Here is an 18,761-nt window from a genome sequence, read left to right as displayed (position 1 = left end):
GGCGAAGATCGCCCGGGGCCGTTCGGTCGGTGTCCGTCAGCCGACGTGCTTGGGGTCGCCGTGGCAGCGCTTGTACTTCTTGCCCGAACCGCAGGGGCACGGGTCGTTGCGCGAGACGTTCGCGAAGGCGTCGTCGGTCTCTTCGGTGTGGGTCTCCACCCCGCCCTCGCCGTCGACGGTCGGCGCGGTGTAGCTGAGCGTCTGCGGCCGGGAGGCCTCCTCCAGGCCCTTGGCGACGATCTCGGGCGCCTCGTCGGAGGTCGCGGACAGCTCGACCGGGGCCTCGCCGACACCGGCCACCGCCGGGGCCTGGTCCTCCTCGGCCACCTCGACCTCGAGGTTGAACAGGTAGCCGACCGACTCCTCCTTGATGCCCTCGAGCATCGCGGTGAACATGTCGTAGCCCTCGCGCTGGTACTCCACCAGCGGGTCGCGCTGCGCCATGGCCCGCAGGCCGATGCCCTCCTGGAGGTAGTCCATCTCGTAGAGGTGCTCGCGCCACTTGCGGTCGAGGACGGACAGGACGACGCGGCGCTCCAGCTCGCGGAGCACCTCCCCGCCCAGCTCCTCCTCACGCCGTTCGTACGCGGCCTGGGCGTCCTCGCCGATCTTCTCGGTGAGGATCTCGGCGGTCAGGCCGGCCTGGCCGCCCACCTCCTCGACGAGGTCCTCGGAGCTGATCGAGATCGGGTAGAGCTGCTTGAACGCCTTCCACAGCTTGTCGAGGTCCCACTCCTCGGGGAAGCCCTCGGCGGTCGCCGCGGTGACGTACCCGGCCACGACCTCGTCGATCATGCGCACGATCTGGTCGTGCAGGTCGGCGCCCTCGAGGACCCGGCGGCGCTCGGCGTAGATCACCTTGCGCTGGCGGTTCAGGACCTCGTCGTACTTCAGGACGTTCTTGCGGATCTCGAAGTTCTGCTGCTCGACCTGGTGCTGGGCGGACCGGATGGCGTTCGACACGATCTTCGACTCGATCGGCACGTCGTCCGGGATGTTCAGCCGGGTCATGATCGCCTCGACCCGGGCGGAGTTGAACAGCCGCATCAGGTCGTCCTCGAGCGAGAGGTAGAAGCGGGACTCGCCCGGGTCGCCCTGACGGCCGGACCGGCCGCGCAGCTGGTTGTCGATGCGCCGCGACTCGTGCCGCTCGGTCGCGAGGACGTAGAGGCCGCCGAGCTCCCTGACCTCGTCGTGCTCCTCCTTGACCGCCTTCTTGGCCTTCTCGATCGCCTCCGGCCAGGCCTTCTCGTACTCCTCCGGAGTCTCGAGCGGGGACAGGCCGCGGGCGTGCAGCTCCTTGTCGGCGATGTGGTCCGGGCTGCCGCCGAGCATGATGTCCGTACCACGGCCGGCCATGTTCGTCGCGACCGTGACGGCGCCCTTACGGCCCGCCTCGGCGACGATCATCGCCTCCTTCTCGTGGTACTTGGCGTTCAGCACCTCGTGCGGGATGCCGCGCCGCTTGAGCATCCGCGACAGCTTCTCGGACTTGTCCACCGAGGTGGTGCCGACCAGGACCGGCTGGCCCTTCTCGTGCCGCTCCTTGATGTCCTCGACCACGGCCTCGAACTTGGCCTGCTCGGTCTTGTACACCACGTCGGAGACGTCCTTGCGGATCATCGGCTTGTTCGTCGGGATCGGGATGACGCCGAGCTTGTAGATCTTATTGAACTCGGCCGCCTCGGTCTGGGCGGTACCCGTCATGCCGCCGAGCTTGTCGTACAGCCGGAAGAAGTTCTGCAGGGTGATCGTGGCGAGCGTCTGGTTCTCGTCCTTGATCGGCACGCCCTCCTTGGCCTCGATGGCCTGGTGCATGCCCTCGTTGTACCGCCGGCCGTGCAGGATGCGGCCGGTGAACTCATCGACGATCAGGACCTCGCCGTTGTTGACGATGTAGTCCTTGTCCTTCTTGTACAGCTCCTTGGCCTTCAGCGCGTTGTTCAGGAAGCTGACCAGCGGCGTGTTGACCGAGTCGTACAGGTTGTCGATGCCGAGCCAGTCCTCGACCTTCTCGACGCCGGACTCCAGGATGCCGACCGTGCGCTTCTTCTCGTCGACCTGGTAGTCGCCGTCCTCGCCCTCGGGACCGTCGGTGGCGCGCTTCAGCCGCGGCACGATCTTGGCGAACTCGACGTACCACTTGGAGTTCTGCTCGGCCGGGCCGGAGATGATCAGCGGCGTCCGCGCCTCGTCGATGAGGATCGAGTCGACCTCGTCCACGATCGCGAAGTTGTGCTCGCGCTGGACGCACTCGTCGAGGCTCCAGGCCATGTTGTCGCGCAGGTAGTCGAAGCCGAACTCGTTGTTCGTGCCGTACGTGATGTCGGCGGCGTACGCCTTGCGGCGCTCCTCGGGCGTCATGTCGGCCAGGATCACGCCCACCTCGAGGCCGAGGAACTGGTGTACGCGACCCATCCACTCCGCGTCGCGCTTGGCGAGGTAGTCGTTGACGGTGACGACGTGGACGCCCTTGCCGGACAGCGCGTTGAGGTAGGCGGGCAGCACACAGGTCAGCGTCTTGCCCTCACCGGTGCGCATCTCGGCGATGTTGCCCATGTGGAGGGCGGCGCCGCCCATGATCTGCACGTCGAAGTGGCGCTGGCCCAGCGTGCGCTTGGCCGCCTCGCGGGCGGTCGCGAACGCCTCGGGAAGCAGATCGTCGAGCGTCTCGCCGTCGGCGAGGCGCTCCTTGTACGTCTCGGTGAGCGCGCGCAGCTCGGCGTCACTCATGTCGACGAAGTCTTCCTCGATGGAGTTGACCTGGTCGGCGATCCGCTTGAGCTTGCGCAGAACTTTGCCCTCGCCAGCGCGAAGGATCTTGTCGATGACTACTGGCACTCTCGGAAGCTCCTCGAACCATTGCTGGAATCGCCGGGGGTCATGTCCGACGGTGCATACACGACCCGTACGGTGTCATCGTAGGCGAGTCCAACCGTACAGCGGGACCACCTCGATATCACGGGACTCGGCCGCAGGGACGGCGAACCCCGGGTTTATCGTTGACCCTGCGAGGAACCGCACCACAAAGCACAACGTAGGACGGCGTTCGGGGACGAACGCAGATGCCCCTGGGAGGAAAACACATGGCCGGCAGTTCTCACGCAGGCCGCCTCAGTTCGTGGGTCGCGGTCGTCGTGATGTGGATCGGCTTCATCGTCGGGGGCGTCGCGATGGTCAGCGGACCGTCCTGGTGGCTCTTCTGGACCGGGGTCGGCATCGTCGCGGTCGGCGGGATCATCGCGCTGATCGTCCGCATCTTCGACGACGTCATCATCGACGCGCCGCGCGTGATCCCGGAGGAGGCCCACCCGGCCGTGCTGCACGCGCGGGCGACCTCCGGCGAGGGTCCCGCCATCGCCACCGACCCGCAGACGACGCACCCCCACGGCTGAGCGAACACCACCGGACGGCCGAGCGGACATCGCGCGGCCGTCCACCGGACTCCGGCACGGGCGCACCGTCGCACCGCTGTCGCTTTCACGATTCGTTTCACGCCGTATCAGGGCCCGCCCGAGCCGACCACCGGCCGAGCGGGCCCTTCGCGTTCCCCTGATCGTCCGTACCGCCCCGGCCGCTCAACCCCCATAACCGTTTCGTCGGTGTCGCCGCCTACGATCTGCCCATGCCGACCGACGAGCTGACCGCCGACGAGGCGCGCCGGATCCAGCTGCACGCCCAGGGTCTCATCGGACGGGTCCCGCCCGCCCCGGTGTCCGGGCTGCGCGGCGACCCGGACGCGCGCCGGGCGCTCGGCGCGCTCCGCCACCTCGGCGCGGTCCAGCTGGACACGATCTCCGTGCTCGCCCGCTCCCACGAGCTGGTCGCGTACGCCCGGCTCGGCACGGTCGGGCGGACGAGCGTCGAGCGGGCCTACTGGGGCGGGACCGCCGCATTCGAGTACTGGTCGCACGCCGCGTGCGTCCTGCCCATCGAGGACTGGCCGCTGTACGCCTTCCGCCGCCGCGCCTACCGGCGGCGGGGCCGGCACTGGCACCGCACGCCGGAGAACGTCTGCGAGGACGTCCTGGCCCGGCTGCGCGCCGAGGGCCCGCTCACCGTCACGGGCCTCGGCGGCGCCAAGAAGGGCGGCGAGTGGTTCGACCGCACCGACGAGAAGATCGCCGCCGAGTTCCTGCTCGCCACCGGCGACGTCGTCTGCACCCGGCGGGTCGGCTGGCGGCGCGTGTACGACCTGCCGGAGCGGGCCGTCCCGGCCGAGCTGCGTGCCCGGGACCTCGACGACGCCGAGTGCTTCACGACGCTCGTACGGCGCGCCGCGCGGGCGCTGGGCGTCGCGACCAGGGCCGACCTCGCCGACTACGTCCGCGTCCGCGGTGAGGACGTGGACGCGGTGGTCGAGGCGGCCGGCCTCGTCCCGGTCACGGTGGCGGGCTGGGCCAACGGCAACGGCACGGGCCGCAGCGCCGCCTGGGCGCATCCGGACGCGCTGGCCGCGCCGCCGCGGGGCCGGCACCGTACGACCCTGCTGTCGCCGTTCGACTCGCTCGTCTGGGACCGCAAGCGCACCCAGCGGGTGTTCGGCTTCGACCACCGGCTGGAGGCGTACGTCCCCCGCGACAAGCGCGTGCACGGCTACTTCACGATGCCGCTCCTCGCGGGCGGGCGGCTCATCGGCCGCGCCGACCCGGCCCGTGAGGGGAGCACGCTCGTGGTCCACAAGGCATCGCTGGAGCCCGCGGCCGTGAGCACCCCGGCCCGCGCGGAGACCGCGGTGACACGGCTGGCCGACGCCCTCACGGAGGCCGCGGCCTGGGTCGGGTGCGACGCCGTCCGCGTGGAGCGGCTCGATCCGCCCGAGCTCGCCTCGCTGCTCGGCACCGCCCTGAAAGAGGCGGGGCCGGTCAGCTGATCTCGAGCAGCTTCTCCCGCACCGCGTAGACCACCGCCTCCATCCGCGAGTGCAGCTGGAGCTTCTCGAGGATGTTGCGGATGTGGTTCTTCACGGTGTTCTCGGAGATGAACAGCTCCTTGGCGATCTCCCGGTTGCCCAGGCCGCGTGCGACGAGACGGAGGACCTCCATCTCCCGCTCGGTGAGCTTGGGCGCCGGGACCTGCTGCTGCCGCTCCTCGCCGCGCTTGGCCAGCGCGGCGAACTCGGTGATCAGCTTCGACGCCATCGACGGGCTGATGAAGGACTGGCCGTCGTGGACGGCACGGACGACGTCGGCGACCTCGTCGATCGAGACGTCCTTCAACAGGTAGCCCGTGGCGCCCGCCTTGATCGCCTCGAAGAGGTCCTCCTCCTCGTCGCTGATGGTCAGCATCACGATCTTGGCGCTCGGCACCTGGTCCTTGATGGCGGTACACGCCTCGATGCCGCCGCGCCGCGGCATCCGGATGTCCATGAGCACGACGTCCGGCAGCAGGTCGCCCACCTGCTCGACGGCCTCCTGACCGTCGCCGCACTGCCCGACGACCTCGACGCCGTCCTCATCCTCGAGCACCATCTCCAGGCCACGGCGGAACAGCGCGTGGTCGTCGACGATCAGCACGCGGATGGGATCTCCGGCCGCGCCGCGAGTCTCGGGGGTCTCGCTCAACTCATCCTCCAAACGGTGCGCCTGCCCATGATCAAATCCTGGGCGTGTCGCAGGGCTGAGAGCAAGCTCGGGGAGTCCTGGGCGTCCCACCGCGGAACGCTTCCGAGTCCAGAGTGGTCGAGGCCGTGGCGCGGCGCAAGCGGAGGGTCACTCTTCGACGAGACGAATGACGCCGTAGTCCCATCCGCGCCGCCGGTAGACCACGCTGGCGTCGCCGGAGTCCTTGTCGCGGAAGAGGAAGAAGTCGTGACCGACCAGCTCCATCTCGAAGAGGGCCTGGTCGATCGTCATGGGCTGTGCCTTGTGCGACTTCTCGCGCACCACGAGCGGCCCCTCGCCCTCCATCGGGATGGGGACGATGCCCTCTTCGGTCTCCCGCCGGTCGCGGCCCTCGTCGCGCCAGGTGTCCCGGAGCTCCTCCACGGCCGGCTCCGTCAGGGGAACGGCGCCACCGAGGGTCTCCACGGGCTCCGGAGCCAGGGCCTCCGCGAGGCGGGCGCGCCCGTGGCCGCCATGGCCTCCGTGACCTCCACGCGGCTTACGGCGGTCGCTCACGCGGCGGAGCCGCGCCTCGAGCTTGCCGATGGCCATGTCGAGCGCCGCGACCCGGTCGTCGGCGGCGGCCTCGGCCCGGATCACCGGGCCGCGCGAGTGGATGGTGAGCTCAACGCGCTCTCGCTGGGCCGACTGGCGGGGATTGTGCTCCTCGGAGACCTCGACGTCGATCCGCATGACCTTCGGGTCCAGCTTCTCGACCTTCGCGATCTTGCTGTCCACGTGACGGCGGAATCGGTCGCTCACATCCGTGTGGCGACCCTTGACGATGATTTCCACGGGGGACCCCCCTCCTCCCCCGCCGCTGACCTGTCAGCGACGGGAACGCCGGGCTCGGTAGGTTGTTCGGATCCGGCCGTTCGTCGCCGGACCCCTAGGGGACAACACCCGCCCGGCCGACCTGGTCTTCGTCCCCACATCCGCCTGCTGAGGGTCTCGCGGCGCTCTCGCCACTACTCCCCTTCTCCCGGTCCGGGAGACATCTGATCTCCCGGCGAGGCAGGACTTACCTCTAAGCCGCACCGTGATCGGTCGACGAAAAGTCGCCTTACGTGGGCCGTTTCGCCTGCGGCTGGCATCGGCTTGCCGGGCCGGTAGGGGCTCGGCGCAACCACGGACCCGGGCGGGTGTCATGTTGGAACGCTAACCCCTCTTCGGGCGAATGTCAGGGGGGTGTGACGGAGAAAACCACGGATAGTCATGAACGAAGGCCGTTTCGGCCCTCCGGTTCGGCCTGCCGAGCCGCCCGGCCACCCGCCGCCGACCGGGCGAAACGCGCCGCCGTACGGGCCTCGCCGACGCCCGTACGCCCGGAGAATCGCCCTCCGGACACGGCGGGACGCCGACGGTGACCCTTTGGGCCCGGCCGCGCGGCCTGGAGGGGCGGCCGATAATCGGCTACGCAAAGTTACCGAACCCGGCGGCCTCCGGACCGTCGCCGTACCGGCGTGTCGCCGCGACCACCGCGGCCCCCCGGACCCGCGCCCCACCCGATCGCAGGGCGCGGGCGGCCTCGGCGAGCGTCGCCCCGGTGGTGATCACGTCGTCGACCACGACCACGAGCGCTCCCCGCACGTCACCACGGACCTCCAGCGCGCCCGCGAGGTTGGCGGACCGGTCCGCCGCCGACAGCCCGGCCTGGTCCGCGACCCTCCGCCGGTGCGCGAGCACCCGCGCGACCGACACGGCCGCGCCCGAACGGGCGACCTCGCGGGCGGCGGCCAGCGCGATCCGCAGCGTCGGATCGTGGCCCCGGCGGCGGACCGACGCCCGTGAGGACGGCACCGGGACCAGCAGGACGGGGCATGCCGCGTCCCCGGCGGCCGCCAGCACGGCCGTGGCGAGACAGGAGCCGAGGGGCCGGGCCAGGCCCGTGCGGCCGTGCTCCTTGTGCGCCAGGATCACCTCCCGGACCGCGCCGGTGTAGGCGGCGACCGCCCAGGGCCGCGGGAGGCCGGGCGGCGTGGGCCGGGGCGGGCGGACCCGCGCCGGGCCGCCGAGCAGGGCGGCGCAGGCGGGGCACAGGAGACCGCCCGGACGGCCGCAGCCGGCGCACCGCTGGGGCAGCACCAGGTCGAGGGCGGCGCCGAGGAGTCCCACGGCTCGAAGCCTGCCCGCCCGCGTCCCCGGCCCGCCAGTCCCGTACCGCGCCCTGTGGACGAGCGCCGCGCCGTCGGCCGGCCGGGGCCGGACACCTCCGCACCGTCGGCTGGGCCCGGGAAAGGCCCGCGCGGTCAGCCGGGGTAGGCGGGGTTGGAGGTGCCGTTGAAGCACTTCCACTCGTCGTACTGGACGCTGAGCCGGCAGACGTTCAGGGTCTTGTCCCCCGAGATGCGCTGGGTGACCAGCAGCGGCGAGCCGGGCGAGGCGGTGATCGTGGTGATCTCCCCGCCCGGACCGATCATCGGCGAGATCGGAGCCCCGCTCACCGGCACGTCGAACAGCGACGGCGACGGGTTCCCCTGCGTCATGCCGACGACGGCGAGATGGTCGGTGGTGCTCCACGTCAGGTCGATGGCGCTCTGCAGCTCCGAGCTGATCGAGATGAAGCCCTCCGCCTGCAGCCCGCCGGACGGGGCGCGGTCGACCCGGCCGAGCTGGACCTGCCAGCGGCCGTCCACCTTGACGATGACCGCGGCACGCGTGCCGTCCCGGGCGATCCGCAGCGTCTTCACGGGGTACTGGGCCAGCGCCCAGCCGTCGACCGCGACGGACCGGGTGCCGCCCTCGATGACCCAGAGCTGGGAGCCCGTCTTGGTCGACTCGACCACCCAGACGTTCCCCCGCGAGTCCCAGGAGGGCGGGGTGAACCGGCCGCCCTTCGCGGTGGCCCGCAGCGTCGTGCGGACGGCGCCGCCGATCAGGTCCGTGACGGTGACCGTGTCGGCCGCGTCGTTCAGGGAGGCGACCTGCCGGTCGTCGTAGGAGATCGCGGGGTGGCCGGCCTGCACCTTGGTCGGCACGGCCGACGCGCGGGCGGCGTCCAGCCGGCCGAGGCGCCCGTCGGCGAGCCGGACGTAGGCCGGTTGCGGTTCGCCGCCGCCGTTGGGGTTGTAGGCCGCCCAGTCGCGGGTCGACTGCAGGGCCCCGCTCACGCCGGGGACGTCGACCGGCTTGCCGTCGATCCGCAGCTCCATCCGCTGGACCTCGCGCAGCTGCCGGAGCGTCCACATCAACTGGATCGACATGTTGTTCAGGTCGCCGGCGCGCGCCTGCCGGGTCAGGTCGACCGTCGCGACGCCCCCGTCGATCCGCAGGCCGCGCAGACGGGTGCCGACCGGGAACGCCGAGCGCACGAGGGCGCTCTTGAGCCAGGTCGTGGGGCCGCCGATCAGCTGCTTCACGAGCTGCGTCGGCAGCCAGGATCGGCTCACGAGCGGGATGAACACCGGGTTCGGCACGAGCATCTGGGAGTCGGGCGCGAAGAAGTACAGGTCGAGGGTGCGGAAGGCGCGGGTGACGTCGTCCCGGCTGAGCAGCAGCTCCGACGGCAGGTCGGTGATGCGCCACTGCCGCTGGGCGTCCTGGCGCAGGTGGAAGACCTGCTTGAAATCGCGGGCGTCCGCGATGTACTGCCCGTCGGCGCCGATCTGGCCCAGCTGGGTGCCCTGGAGGGTGACCGTCGCCCGGTTGGGGCCGTCCTGCTCGTACGACGGGGGGTCCAGCTTGCTGTAGACGATCGAGGCGACGCCCGGCCGCCAGCAGGACACGCAGGCGAGGTAGGAGCGGGCGACCTGGTGGTCGCCGTTCGGCCCGTCGAAGCTGGAGGAGGCCGTACGGAACCCTTCGACGATCGCGATGGGCGACCAGTCGCGCGCGGGGCCGACCGGGATGATGCCGACGAACGGGTCGTCGACCGGCTGCTCGGTCCCGCCGGCGTTCCCGCTCAGCACCCGGCCGCCCTGCGGCACGCCGACGCAGCCGCCCGCCAGGAGGGTCAGGAGGGCGACGGCCAAGAGCCGGAACCTCATGCGTCCGCCTCCAGTTCCAGCTCGGCGTACGGCGCCCGCTGCAGCTCGATCTCCGGCGGCACCAGCGGCAGCGGCGACCCGCGCAGCTCCGCCCCCGCCACCCGGGGCAGCGACAGCCGGAACTGCGATCCCTGGCCGGGCTCGCCCCACGCCTGCAGCCAGCCGCCGTGCAGCTGAGCGTCCTCCATCGAGATCGACAGGCCCAGGCCGGTGCCGCCCGTCGTACGGGCCCGGGCCGGGTCGGCGCGCCAGAACCGGTCGAACACCATGTTCGCCTCGCCGGGCCGCAGGCCGCAGCCGTGATCGCGGACAGCGATGGCGACGGCGTCCCGGTCGGCGGCGACACTGACGACGATGTCCTTGCCCTCGCCGTGCTCGACCGCGTTGACCAGGAGGTTGCGCAGGATGCGCTCGACCCGGCGGCGGTCGACCTCGGCCATGGTCGCCTCGCCGGGCAGCTGCTGGATGATCTTGCTGCCCTTGCGCTCGGCCAGGTCCTCGGCATAGCCGACCGACCGCAGCACGAGGTCGCGGACGTCCATCGGCTCGATGTCGAGGGTCGCGGCGCCGGCGTCGTACCGGCTGATCTCCAGCAGGTCGGCCAGCAGCCCGTCGAAGCGCTCCAGCTGGCTCTGCAGCAGCTCGGCCGAGCGAGCGGCCATCGGGTCGAAGTCCTCCCGCGACTCGTACAGCACCTCGGCGGCCATCCGGACCGTGGTCAGGGGCGTGCGCAGCTCGTGCGAGACGTCGGAGACGAACTGCCGCTGCACCTGCGACAGCTCCTGCAACTGGACGATCTTCTCCTGGAGGTTCGCGGCCATGTCGTTGAAGGAGGTCGCGAGCCGGGCCAGGTCGTCCTCGCCGCGCACCCGCATCCGCTCCTCCAGGCGGCCGGCCGCCAGGCGCTCGGCCGCCTGGGCCGCCATCCGCACGGGGATGACCACCTGACGCGTGACGATCGACGCGATCGCGGCGAGGAGCAGGACGAGCGCCGCGCCGACGCCGAGGATGGTCTGCTGGACCACCGCCAGGCTCTGCCGCTCCTGGGTCAGCGGGAACAGGTAGTACAGCTGGTACCGGCTGACCTTCTTGCCGACGATCAGACCCGGCTTCGAGGAGCCGTCGTCGTAGGTCAGCGTGCCGTAGGTGCGGTACGGCTTGCTCGCGTCCGATGCCTCGACCTGCTGCATCAGCACGGCCGGGACGCTCTTCAGCCGGATCCAGTTCGAGCTGAACCCGACGCTGCCCGGATCGTCCCGGTCGATGATGATGACCTCGTACAGGCCCGACGGACCGCTCCGGTGCGCGAGCGAGGTGACGATCCCGTTGAGCGTGCTCTTGGTGTTGTCGGAGTCGTCCGTACCGGCGCCGGCCAGCCGCCCCTGGGCCACGCCGACGCCCTCGTCGAGCTGCAGCAGCGCCGCCCGCTCCTTGGCCTCCAGCAGCGCGGTCGTGATCTGCTGCATCAGGAAGACGCCCAGCACCGCGACGACGAGACCCGACACCAGGAGGGTCGTCGTCACGACGCGGGCCTGCAGCGACCGCCGCCAGCTCACGTAGGCCCTGCGCACCGCGGCGCGGGCGTAACGGCGGATCAGCCGCAGGCCGCGGCGGGCCGTCGACGGCAACGTCGGCCATCTGTTCATGGACTGCTCGGGGGGAGGGGGAGTCGAAAGGGCCGTTACGCCGGCCCCGCCTTGTAACCGACACCGCGCACGGTGACGACGATCTCCGGGTGCTCGGGGTCCTTCTCGATCTTGGCGCGCAGCCGCTGGACGTGGACGTTCACCAGCCGCGTGTCGGCGGCGTGGCGGTAGCCCCACACCTGCTCGAGCAGCACCTCGCGGGTGAAGACCTGGCGCGGCTTGCGGGCCAGCGCGACGAGCAGGTCGAACTCCAGCGGCGTGAGCGGAATGTGCCGGTCCGCCCGTTTCACCGAGTGGCCCGCCACGTCGATCGAGATATCGCCGATCTGCAGCAGCTCCGGCGTCGGGTCGTCGGTACGGCGGAGCCGGGCGCGGACCCGCGCCACCAGCTCCTTCGGCTTGAACGGCTTGACGATGTAGTCGTCGGCGCCGGATTCGAGGCCGAGGACGACGTCGACCGTGTCGCTCTTGGCGGTCAGCATCACGATCGGCACGCCGGACTCGGCGCGGATCTGACGGCAGACGTCGATCCCGTCGATGCCGGGGAGCATCAGGTCAAGCAGCACGAGGTCGGGCCGGGTCTCCCGGAAGGCCTCGAGCGCCTTGTCACCGTCGTGCACGAACGACGGCTCGAAGCCTTCGCCGCGGAGCACGATGCCGAGCATCTCGGCCAGAGCCAGGTCGTCATCGACGACCAGCACGCGTCCCTTCATGAGCCCTCATCGTCGCGTTATCGGAGGCGGGTCGCCCAGGGCAGCCAGGGTACCCTCGTTCACCGGCGAGATGACCCCACGCTCGGTGACGATGGCCGTCACCAGGTCTCCCGGGGTCACGTCGAAGGCCGGATTGTAGACAGGACTCCCGAGCGGTGCCGTCGGTTGTCCGGCGAACGCGGCGACTTCTCCCGGATCACGTAGCTCGATCGGAATGTCGTCACCCGTCCGCGCGGTCAGATCGACGGTACTCGTCGGAGCGACCACTACGAACGGAACGCCGTGATGGCGGGCGAGCACCGCGAGGGAGTACGTCCCGACCTTGTTGGCCACGCTGCCGTCCCGGGCGATGCGGTCGGCGCCCAGCACGACCAGGTCGACCTCCCCGGCCGCGAACAGCGAGGCCGCCGCGCCGTCCGGCAGCAGGGTGTACGGCAGGCCGTGACGCGCCGCCTCGTACGCCGTCAGCCGGGCGCCCTGCAGCAGCGGCCGGGTCTCGTCCACCCACAGCCTCGCGAGCCGCCCGGCGCGGTGCGCGGCGATCACGACGCCCAGCGCCGTACCGTCGCCGCCCGCCGCGAGGGCCCCGGTGTTGCAGTGCGTGAGGACCCGCCCGCCGTCCGGCACCAGCTCCAGGCCGTGCTCGGCCATCCGCGCGGAGTACGCCGCCTCCTCGTCCGCGATCGCGTGCGCCTCGGACAGGGCGGAACGCCCCTCCTGGTGGGCGTGCAGGACCCGCTCGGCGCCCCGGGCGAGGTTGACCGCGGTGGGCCGGGCGCCGGCGAGGTCGCGCGCCGCCGCCTCGACGTCCTCGCCGAGCGCGACGGCCAGCGCGACGCCGTACCCGGCGGCGATGCCGAGCAGCGGCGCCCCGCGGACGGCGAGATCCTTGATGGCCCTGACGACGTCGGGGACCTCACGGCAGACGAGAACGACCTCCTCGTGCGGCAGCCGGGTCTGGTCGAGCAACAGGAGCGCCGGGCCCTCGGGCGGATCGCTCCACCGCAACACGTCCACGGTCCTCAGTCTGCCTCATCGGGTACCGCCGGTCAGCGGATCGGACCGACCCCGGCCACCGGACGGCGGAACGGCTCCGGCCCAACCACGGAGACCGGGCGGCGGGGAAGCGGGCCGCACCGACGGCGACCGGGCGGCGGGGAAGCGGGCCGCACCGACGGCGACCGGGCGGCGGGGAAGCGGGCCGCACCGACGGCGACCGGGCGGCGGGAGAGGATCGCACCGACGGCGGGCGGGTCCGGGCGACCGTGGCGACCGATCACCGGGGCTCTCTCCGCATGGCAGGATTGGCCGGGTAATCGGCGGGCGGGAGCAGGCGATGACCGACGCACCGGGTTGGGCGGCGCCGGGCTCCGGCATGCCCGAGACCGCCGAAGCGGCCGTCCCCCCGCCGGCGGCGCCTCCCGCCGTGGACGACTCGCCGGTGACCGAGATCCCGCTGCGGCCGCTCGGCGTCTCCGAGCTCCTCGACGGAGCGATCACCTACGTCCGCCGAAGCCCGCGCGCCGCGCTCGGCCTGTCGGCGATCCTCACGTCGATCGTCCAGGTGATCGTCACGGTCGTGCAGGTCATCGCGCTCGGCGGCCGGATCCACATCGAGAGCCCCGCGGACCTGACCGGCGTCCTCGGGCCGGCGTCCATGACCTCCCTCGTCGGGCTGTTCCTCACCGCGTACGTCGTGCTCCTGCTCAGCGGGCTCCTCGCCCCGGTCATGGGCCGCACGCTGCTCGGCCACGGCACCTCGTTCGGGCAGGCCTGCCGCGACGCGCGCCCCGTGAAGGGCCGCCTCGCCGGCGCCGCCACGGCCGTCCTCGTGATCGTGCTGCTCGCCGTCGCGCTCCCCCTCGCCCCGCTCGTCGCGTCGCTGCTCGTCCACGCCCCCACCGGCGTTCAGGCCCTCACCGCCGTCCTCGGCGTCCCGCTGTCGGTGGGGCTGATGGTGGTGGGCTACGTCTGGTTCGCCTTCGCCACCCCCATCGCCGTCCTCGAACGCCGGGGCGTCCGGGCCGCGCTCCGCCGCTCGGCCGAGGTCGTACGGGGCCGCTGGTGGCGGGTGATGGGCGTGCTCACCCTGGCGCTGATCATCACCGTGTTCGTCGAGTTCCTGGTGCTGCCGGTGCCGTTCGCGGTCGCCCAGCAGATCATCCTCGCCTTCGACAAGAACCCGCACGGCTGGCTGCTCGTGGCCGTCATCGCGGTCGGCGGAGTGGGTCGCGTCATCGCCGGCACGCTCGTCAACCCGTTCAACGCCGGAGTGATCATCCTGATCTACGCCGACCGCCGGATGCGGCGTGAGGCGTTCGACCTGGAGCTGCAGCTCGAGCCCGCGGACGACCCGCTCGCCGCCTGGTCGCCCGGCCCGCTCACGGCCGCCGGGTCCGGTCGCCAGCCGAAGACGCCGCGCCCGTCGTTCGTGGCTCCTCCGCCACCGCCCCCACCGCCGCCGCCCCCGGGATGGCACCGATGACGCCGATGATCCGGTACGGAGGCGGTCCGCCGATCGCCCGCGACCCCGCGCGCGAGCTGGCCCGCCGCGAGCTGGGCAAGCCGATCTACCACCAGGACGACCCCTCGTTCTTCGAGCGCATCCTGAACAAGATCTCGGACTGGCTCAACGCCCTCTACCACCGGTTCACCGACGTCGGAGGCGGCGCCGGCGGCGGCTGGCTCGGCATCGTCGTCCTGCTCGTCATCCTGGCCGTCGTGGTCGGCGCCGTCTGGTGGCGGATCGGCAGCGTGCGCCGCAACGCCGCCGCGCCCGGCGCCCTCCTCGGCGAGGCGGTCACCACCGCCGAGGACCACCGCGCCACGGCCGAACGCCACGCCGCCGCCGGCCAGTGGCCCGAGGCCATCCGCGAGCGCCTCCGCGCCATCGCACGCGACCTGGAGGAGCGGGCCATCGTCCCGCCCCGGCCCGGCCGTACCGCCGACGAGCTGGCGACCGAGGCGGGGACGGCGCTGCCCGACCACGCCGACGCCCTCGCGTCGGGCGTACGGCTGTTCGACGACGTCTGGTACGGCGGGCGGCAGGGCGACGCCGACGGCTACCGGGCGCTCGTCGACCTCGACGACCGGTTGCGCGCCGCCCGGCCGGTCCCGCTCGGAGGCGTCTCATGACCGAGCGAAGCGAGGGAATCGATAAGCACAGCACCTTGGTCATGAGGCCGACGAAGGAGGTCTCATGACCGAGCGAAGCGAGGGAATCGGTGAGCACAGCACCTTGGTCATGAGGCCGACGAAGGAGGTCTCATGACCGCCCTGCAGGCTCCGCCGGTCGGTGAGCCGGCCACCGCCGGGCAGGTCGCGCGGCGGCGCTGGCGGCGGTCCCGCGGCATCCTCGTCGCGGTGCTCGCCCTGCTCGTCCTCGGCGTGCTGCTCGCCCTGATGCGCCCGCGCACCGGCTCGGAGACCCTCGACCCGGACTCGCCCGGGCAGCAGGGCGCCCGTGCCCTGGCGGAGATCACGCGGCGGCACGGCACGCCCGTGACCGTCGTGCACAGGGCCGCCGACGCCGCCGACCGCCTGCGCGCCCAGCCCGGCTCCGTCCTCGTCGTCGTCCGCTCCGAGCGCCTCGTGGCCGCCGACCTGACCGCGCTGCGGGGCGCGCCCGGCGACCGGCTCCTCGTCGCCCCGTCCAGCGAGACGCTGACCGCGCTCGCCCCGGGCGTGGAGGCCGCGGGGTCCGCGTGGGGCACTCCCGAGCCCGGCTGCACCCTGCCGGCGGCGGCCTACGCCGGCGACGCCGACTTCCTCGGCGCGACCACCTACAAGGCGCCCGGCGAGGCCACCCGGTGCTACTTCGACGGCCTCGGTGACGCGGGGCTGGTCCAGCTGCCGGTCGGCGGCGCGACGGTCACCGTCCTCGGCTCGTCCCGCGCGCTCATGAACGAGCATCTCGCCGAGCACGGCAACGCCGCGCTGGCCATGAACCTCATCGAGGGACGGGCCGGCGTCGTCTGGCTGATGCCGGACCTGCCCGCGCCGGGCAGCGGGGGGCACAAGTCGTTCGCCGAGCTCCTCCCATTCGGCGTCAAACTCGCCGTGCTGCAGATCGTGATCGCCGTGGTCCTGGTCGCGCTGTGGCGGTCCCGGCGCCTCGGCCCGGTCGTGGTCGAGCCGCTCCCGGTCGTCGTCCGCTCCGCGGAGGCCGTCGAGGGCCGGGCCCGGCTGTACCGCTCCCGCCGGGCCGCCGACCGGGCCGCGGAGGCGCTGCGCGCCGGCGCGCTCGAACGGCTCACCGCGCTGCTCGGCATGCCGCGCAGCGCGGCCTCCGACCCCGCGATGGCCGCCGAGATCGTCGCCGCGGTCGCGGCGCACACCGGCCGGGAGCAGGCCGTGGTCGGCGCCGCCCTGTACGGTCCTCCCCCAATGGACGACGCCGGGCTCGTGAGCCTCGCGGGCGTCCTCGACGACCTGGAAAGGTTGGTTCGCAACTCTTGACGGAAACTCCACACGACATCCAGGGTGAGGACGCCCGTACGGCGCTGACCGCACTGCGCGGCGAGGTCGCCAAGGCGGTCGTCGGCCAGGACTCCGTCGTGACCGGCCTGGTCATCGCCCTGCTGTGCCGGGGCCACGTGCTGCTCGAGGGCGTTCCGGGCGTCGCCAAGACGCTCCTGATCCGCACTCTCGCCCAGGCGCTGAAACTCGATTTCAAGCGCGTGCAGTTCACCCCCGACCTCATGCCGGGTGACGTCACCGGCTCCCTGATCTACGACAACCGCACGTCGGAGTTCGAGTTCCGGGAGGGGCCGGTCTTCACGAACCTCCTGCTCGCCGACGAGATCAACCGCACGCCGCCCAAGACCCAGGCGTCCCTGCTGGAGTCGATGGAGGAGCGGCAGGTCTCGGTCGAGGGCGAGGCCCGGCCGCTGCCCGACCCGTTCGTCGTCTGCGCCACCCAGAACCCCGTCGAGTACGAGGGCACGTACCCGCTGCCGGAGGCCCAGCTCGACCGTTTCCTGGTCAAGCTGAACGTTCCGGTGCCCTCCCGCGAGGACGAGATCGCGGTGCTGCAGCGCCACGCGTCCGGGTTCGATCCGCGGGACCTCGGCGCGGCCGGCGTCACCCCCGTCGCCGGCCCGGAGGACCTGGCCGCCGGCCGGGAGGCCGTGCGCCGCGTCCACGTGGACCCGAAGGTCAGCGGCTACATCGTCGACCTGTGCCGCGCCACCCGGCAGTCGCCGTCGCTGCAGCTGGGCGTGTCGCCGCGCGGCGCCACGGCGCTGCTGGCGACGGCCCGGGCGTGGGCGTGGCTGTCCGGCCGCGACTACGTACGGCCCGACGACGTGAAGGCGCTCGCCCGGCCGACGCTGCGGCACCGCGTGCAGCTGCGGCCCGAGGCGGAGCTGGAGGGCGCGACCACGGACGGCGTGCTCGAGGGCATCCTCACCACCGTCCCCGCTCCCCGGTGAGCGGGGGCCGGGCATGGCGCTGACCGGCCGTACGGGGCTGCTGGCCGTCCTCGGCGCGGTGGTCCTCGTGATCGTCCCCAGCTGGTGGACGCTGCTGGCCGTCGACGGTGTGATCGTCGCGCTCGTCGTGGCCGACCTCGTGCTCGCGGGCAACGTGCGGCGGCTTCGCCTGCACCGCTCCGGTGACACGAACGTCCGTCTCGGCGAGGAGGCCACCGTGGCCCTGATCGTCGAGAATCCCGGCCCCCGGCGGCTGCGGGCCCGGCTGCGGGACGCGTGGCCGCCGAGCGCGGGATCGTCGCCCCGTACGGTCACCGTGACGATCCCGCCCGGCGAGCGGCGCCGCGTCGAGACCCGCCTCGTGCCCACCCGCCGGGGCGACCGTGCGGCCGTGGCGGTCACCGTGCGCTCGTACGGCCCGCTGGGGCTCGCGGCCCGCCAGCTGAACCGCGCCGCGCCCTGGACCGTACGGGTCCTGCCCGCCTTCCCGTCCCGGCGTCACCTGCCCGCCAAGCTCGCGCGCCTGCGCGAGCTCACCGGCCAGCACGTCGCGCTGATCCGCGGCCAGGGCACCGAGTTCGACTCGCTGCGGGAGTACGTCGACGGCGACGACGTCCGCTCGATCGACTGGCGGGCGACCGCGCGCCGCAGCGACGTCGTCGTCCGCACCTGGCGGCCCGAGCGCGACCGGCGGATCTACCTCGTGCTCGACACCGGCCGTACGGCCGCCGGGCGCGTCGGCGACATCCCGCGCCTGGACTGCTCGATGGACGCCGCGCTGCTGCTGGGCGCGCTGGCCTCCCGTGCCGGCGACCGCGTCGACCTGCTCGCCTACGACCGGCGGGTCCGCGCCCGCGTCGAGGGCGTCTCCCGTACCGAGGTGCTGACCGCTATGGTGCGGGCGATGGCGCCGCTGGAGCCGGAGCTGATCGAGGCGGACGCGGCGGGCATGGTCTCGACGCTGCTGTCCCGGGTCCGGCAGCGGTGCCTGGTGGTGCTGCTGACCGACCTCAACACGACCGCGGTCGAGGAGGGCCTGCTGCCGCTCCTCCCCCAGCTGACCGCCAAGCACCTCGTCGTCGTCGCGGCGGTGAGCGATCCGCGGGTGACCGAGATGGCGGCGGCCCGCGGCGACGCGGCGGCCCTGTACGACGCCGCCGCCGCCGAGCGCGCTCGCGCCGACCGCCGCCGTGTCACCGTCGAACTCCGCAAGTACGGCGTCGAGGTCGTCGACGCACCTCCGGACGAGATCGCCCCCGCCCTCGCCGACGCGTACCTCTCCCTCAAGGCCGCCGGCCGCCTCTGACGACAGAAGGATCGCCCCGTCAACGGCGGTACTTCTAAGATGTGAGAAGCAGGGAGAGCGACCCCTGGCACCAGG

The 18,761-nt window shown here is 72.4% G+C and carries 15 protein-coding genes; 7 read left to right on the top strand and 8 right to left on the bottom strand.

Going from position 1 to position 18,761, the window contains the following annotated elements; translation table 11 throughout:
- Window positions 1-36 precede the first annotated feature (36 nt).
- On the bottom strand, window positions 37-2,841 hold the full coding sequence (secA, locus tag NE234_RS35805) for a preprotein translocase subunit SecA (RefSeq protein ID WP_252785379.1): 2,805 nt from the start codon (window positions 2,839-2,841) through the stop codon (window positions 37-39).
- Window positions 2,842-3,086: 245 nt separating this feature from the next.
- On the opposite strand from secA, the gene NE234_RS35800 reads away from it, so the two are divergent.
- Together NE234_RS35800 and NE234_RS35795 are read left to right on the top strand one after the other, a co-directional pair.
- The gene (locus tag NE234_RS35800; RefSeq protein ID WP_252785378.1) at window positions 3,087-3,395 is read left to right on the top strand and encodes an HGxxPAAW family protein; all 309 of its coding nucleotides are present in this window, start codon (window positions 3,087-3,089) and stop codon (window positions 3,393-3,395) included.
- A 230-nt stretch (window positions 3,396-3,625) separates the two neighbouring features.
- Window positions 3,626-4,873, top strand: coding sequence for a winged helix-turn-helix domain-containing protein (locus NE234_RS35795; protein WP_252785377.1), 1,248 nt, complete (start codon window positions 3,626-3,628; stop codon window positions 4,871-4,873).
- Here the strand turns inward: NE234_RS35795 and NE234_RS35790 are convergent.
- The 7 genes from NE234_RS35790 to mtnA form a co-directional block, all read right to left on the bottom strand.
- The gene (locus tag NE234_RS35790; RefSeq protein ID WP_252785376.1) at window positions 4,866-5,564 is read right to left on the bottom strand and encodes a response regulator; all 699 of its coding nucleotides are present in this window, start codon (window positions 5,562-5,564) and stop codon (window positions 4,866-4,868) included. The genes NE234_RS35795 and NE234_RS35790 overlap by 8 nt on opposite strands.
- 147 nt (window positions 5,565-5,711) lie before the next feature.
- A complete protein-coding gene (gene hpf / locus NE234_RS35785; RefSeq protein ID WP_252785375.1) occupies window positions 5,712-6,398 on the bottom strand; it encodes a ribosome hibernation-promoting factor, HPF/YfiA family in 687 nt (228 codons plus the stop codon).
- A gap of 618 nt (window positions 6,399-7,016) precedes the next feature.
- A complete protein-coding gene (locus NE234_RS35780; RefSeq protein ID WP_252785374.1) occupies window positions 7,017-7,718 on the bottom strand; it encodes a ComF family protein in 702 nt (233 codons plus the stop codon).
- Window positions 7,719-7,852: 134 nt separating this feature from the next.
- Entirely contained in the window at window positions 7,853-9,589 is a 1,737-nt protein-coding gene (locus NE234_RS35775; RefSeq protein WP_252785373.1) for an LpqB family beta-propeller domain-containing protein, read from the bottom strand.
- Window positions 9,586-11,235 carry an MtrAB system histidine kinase MtrB gene (mtrB, locus tag NE234_RS35770; protein WP_252785372.1) on the bottom strand — a complete coding sequence of 550 codons (1,650 nt, stop codon included), beginning with the start codon at window positions 11,233-11,235 and terminating at the stop codon, window positions 9,586-9,588. The genes NE234_RS35775 and mtrB overlap by 4 nt, the downstream gene beginning before the upstream one ends.
- Before the next feature lie 35 nt (window positions 11,236-11,270).
- A complete protein-coding gene (mtrA, locus tag NE234_RS35765) occupies window positions 11,271-11,948 on the bottom strand; it encodes an MtrAB system response regulator MtrA (RefSeq protein ID WP_252785371.1) in 678 nt (225 codons plus the stop codon).
- Window positions 11,949-11,954: 6 nt separating this feature from the next.
- Entirely contained in the window at window positions 11,955-12,965 is a 1,011-nt protein-coding gene (mtnA, locus tag NE234_RS35760; RefSeq protein ID WP_252785370.1) for an S-methyl-5-thioribose-1-phosphate isomerase, read from the bottom strand.
- Between the two features lie 319 nt (window positions 12,966-13,284).
- Between mtnA and NE234_RS35755 the strand changes: the two genes are divergently transcribed.
- From NE234_RS35755 to NE234_RS35735, 5 genes are all read left to right on the top strand, one after another.
- A complete protein-coding gene (locus NE234_RS35755) occupies window positions 13,285-14,433 on the top strand; it encodes a hypothetical protein (RefSeq protein ID WP_252785369.1) in 1,149 nt (382 codons plus the stop codon).
- Window positions 14,430-15,083 carry a DUF4129 domain-containing protein gene (locus NE234_RS35750; RefSeq protein WP_252785368.1) on the top strand — a complete coding sequence of 218 codons (654 nt, stop codon included), beginning with the start codon at window positions 14,430-14,432 and terminating at the stop codon, window positions 15,081-15,083. Before NE234_RS35755 ends, NE234_RS35750 begins: the two co-directional genes overlap by 4 nt.
- 132 nt (window positions 15,084-15,215) lie before the next feature.
- Window positions 15,216-16,406 carry a DUF4350 domain-containing protein gene (locus NE234_RS35745; RefSeq protein ID WP_252785367.1) on the top strand — a complete coding sequence of 397 codons (1,191 nt, stop codon included), beginning with the start codon at window positions 15,216-15,218 and terminating at the stop codon, window positions 16,404-16,406.
- Complete coding sequence (locus NE234_RS35740; RefSeq protein WP_252785366.1) at window positions 16,403-17,380, top strand: AAA family ATPase; 978 nt, start codon at window positions 16,403-16,405, stop codon at window positions 17,378-17,380. The genes NE234_RS35745 and NE234_RS35740 overlap by 4 nt, the downstream gene beginning before the upstream one ends.
- Before the next feature lie 13 nt (window positions 17,381-17,393).
- Window positions 17,394-18,686 (top strand): DUF58 domain-containing protein, encoded by a 1,293-nt coding sequence (locus tag NE234_RS35735; protein WP_252785365.1) that lies wholly within the window; start codon window positions 17,394-17,396, stop codon window positions 18,684-18,686.
- Window positions 18,687-18,761 lie beyond the last annotated feature (75 nt).

This window comes from Actinoallomurus rhizosphaericola, assembly GCF_024055675.1.
Classification (GTDB): Bacteria; Actinomycetota; Actinomycetes; order Streptosporangiales; family Streptosporangiaceae; genus Actinoallomurus; species Actinoallomurus soli.
This window is presented reverse-complemented; position numbering and strand designations above follow the sequence as displayed.

Excerpts from the sequence above, each read along its gene's own strand:
- NE234_RS35800 (WP_252785378.1), top strand. The coding sequence starts at position 3,087 with ATGGCCGGCAGTTCTCACGCAGGCCGCCTCAGTTCGTGGGTCGCGGTC.
- NE234_RS35795 (WP_252785377.1), top strand. The coding sequence starts at position 3,626 with ATGCCGACCGACGAGCTGACCGCCGACGAGGCGCGCCGGATCCAGCTG.
- NE234_RS35775 (WP_252785373.1), bottom strand. The coding sequence starts at position 9,589 with ATGAGGTTCCGGCTCTTGGCCGTCGCCCTCCTGACCCTCCTGGCGGGC.
- mtrB (WP_252785372.1), bottom strand. The coding sequence starts at position 11,235 with ATGAACAGATGGCCGACGTTGCCGTCGACGGCCCGCCGCGGCCTGCGG.
- mtrA (WP_252785371.1), bottom strand. The coding sequence starts at position 11,948 with ATGAAGGGACGCGTGCTGGTCGTCGATGACGACCTGGCTCTGGCCGAG.
- NE234_RS35755 (WP_252785369.1), top strand. The coding sequence starts at position 13,285 with ATGACCGACGCACCGGGTTGGGCGGCGCCGGGCTCCGGCATGCCCGAG.
- NE234_RS35750 (WP_252785368.1), top strand. The coding sequence starts at position 14,430 with ATGACGCCGATGATCCGGTACGGAGGCGGTCCGCCGATCGCCCGCGAC.
- NE234_RS35745 (WP_252785367.1), top strand. The coding sequence starts at position 15,216 with ATGACCGCCCTGCAGGCTCCGCCGGTCGGTGAGCCGGCCACCGCCGGG.
- NE234_RS35735 (WP_252785365.1), top strand. The coding sequence starts at position 17,394 with ATGGCGCTGACCGGCCGTACGGGGCTGCTGGCCGTCCTCGGCGCGGTG.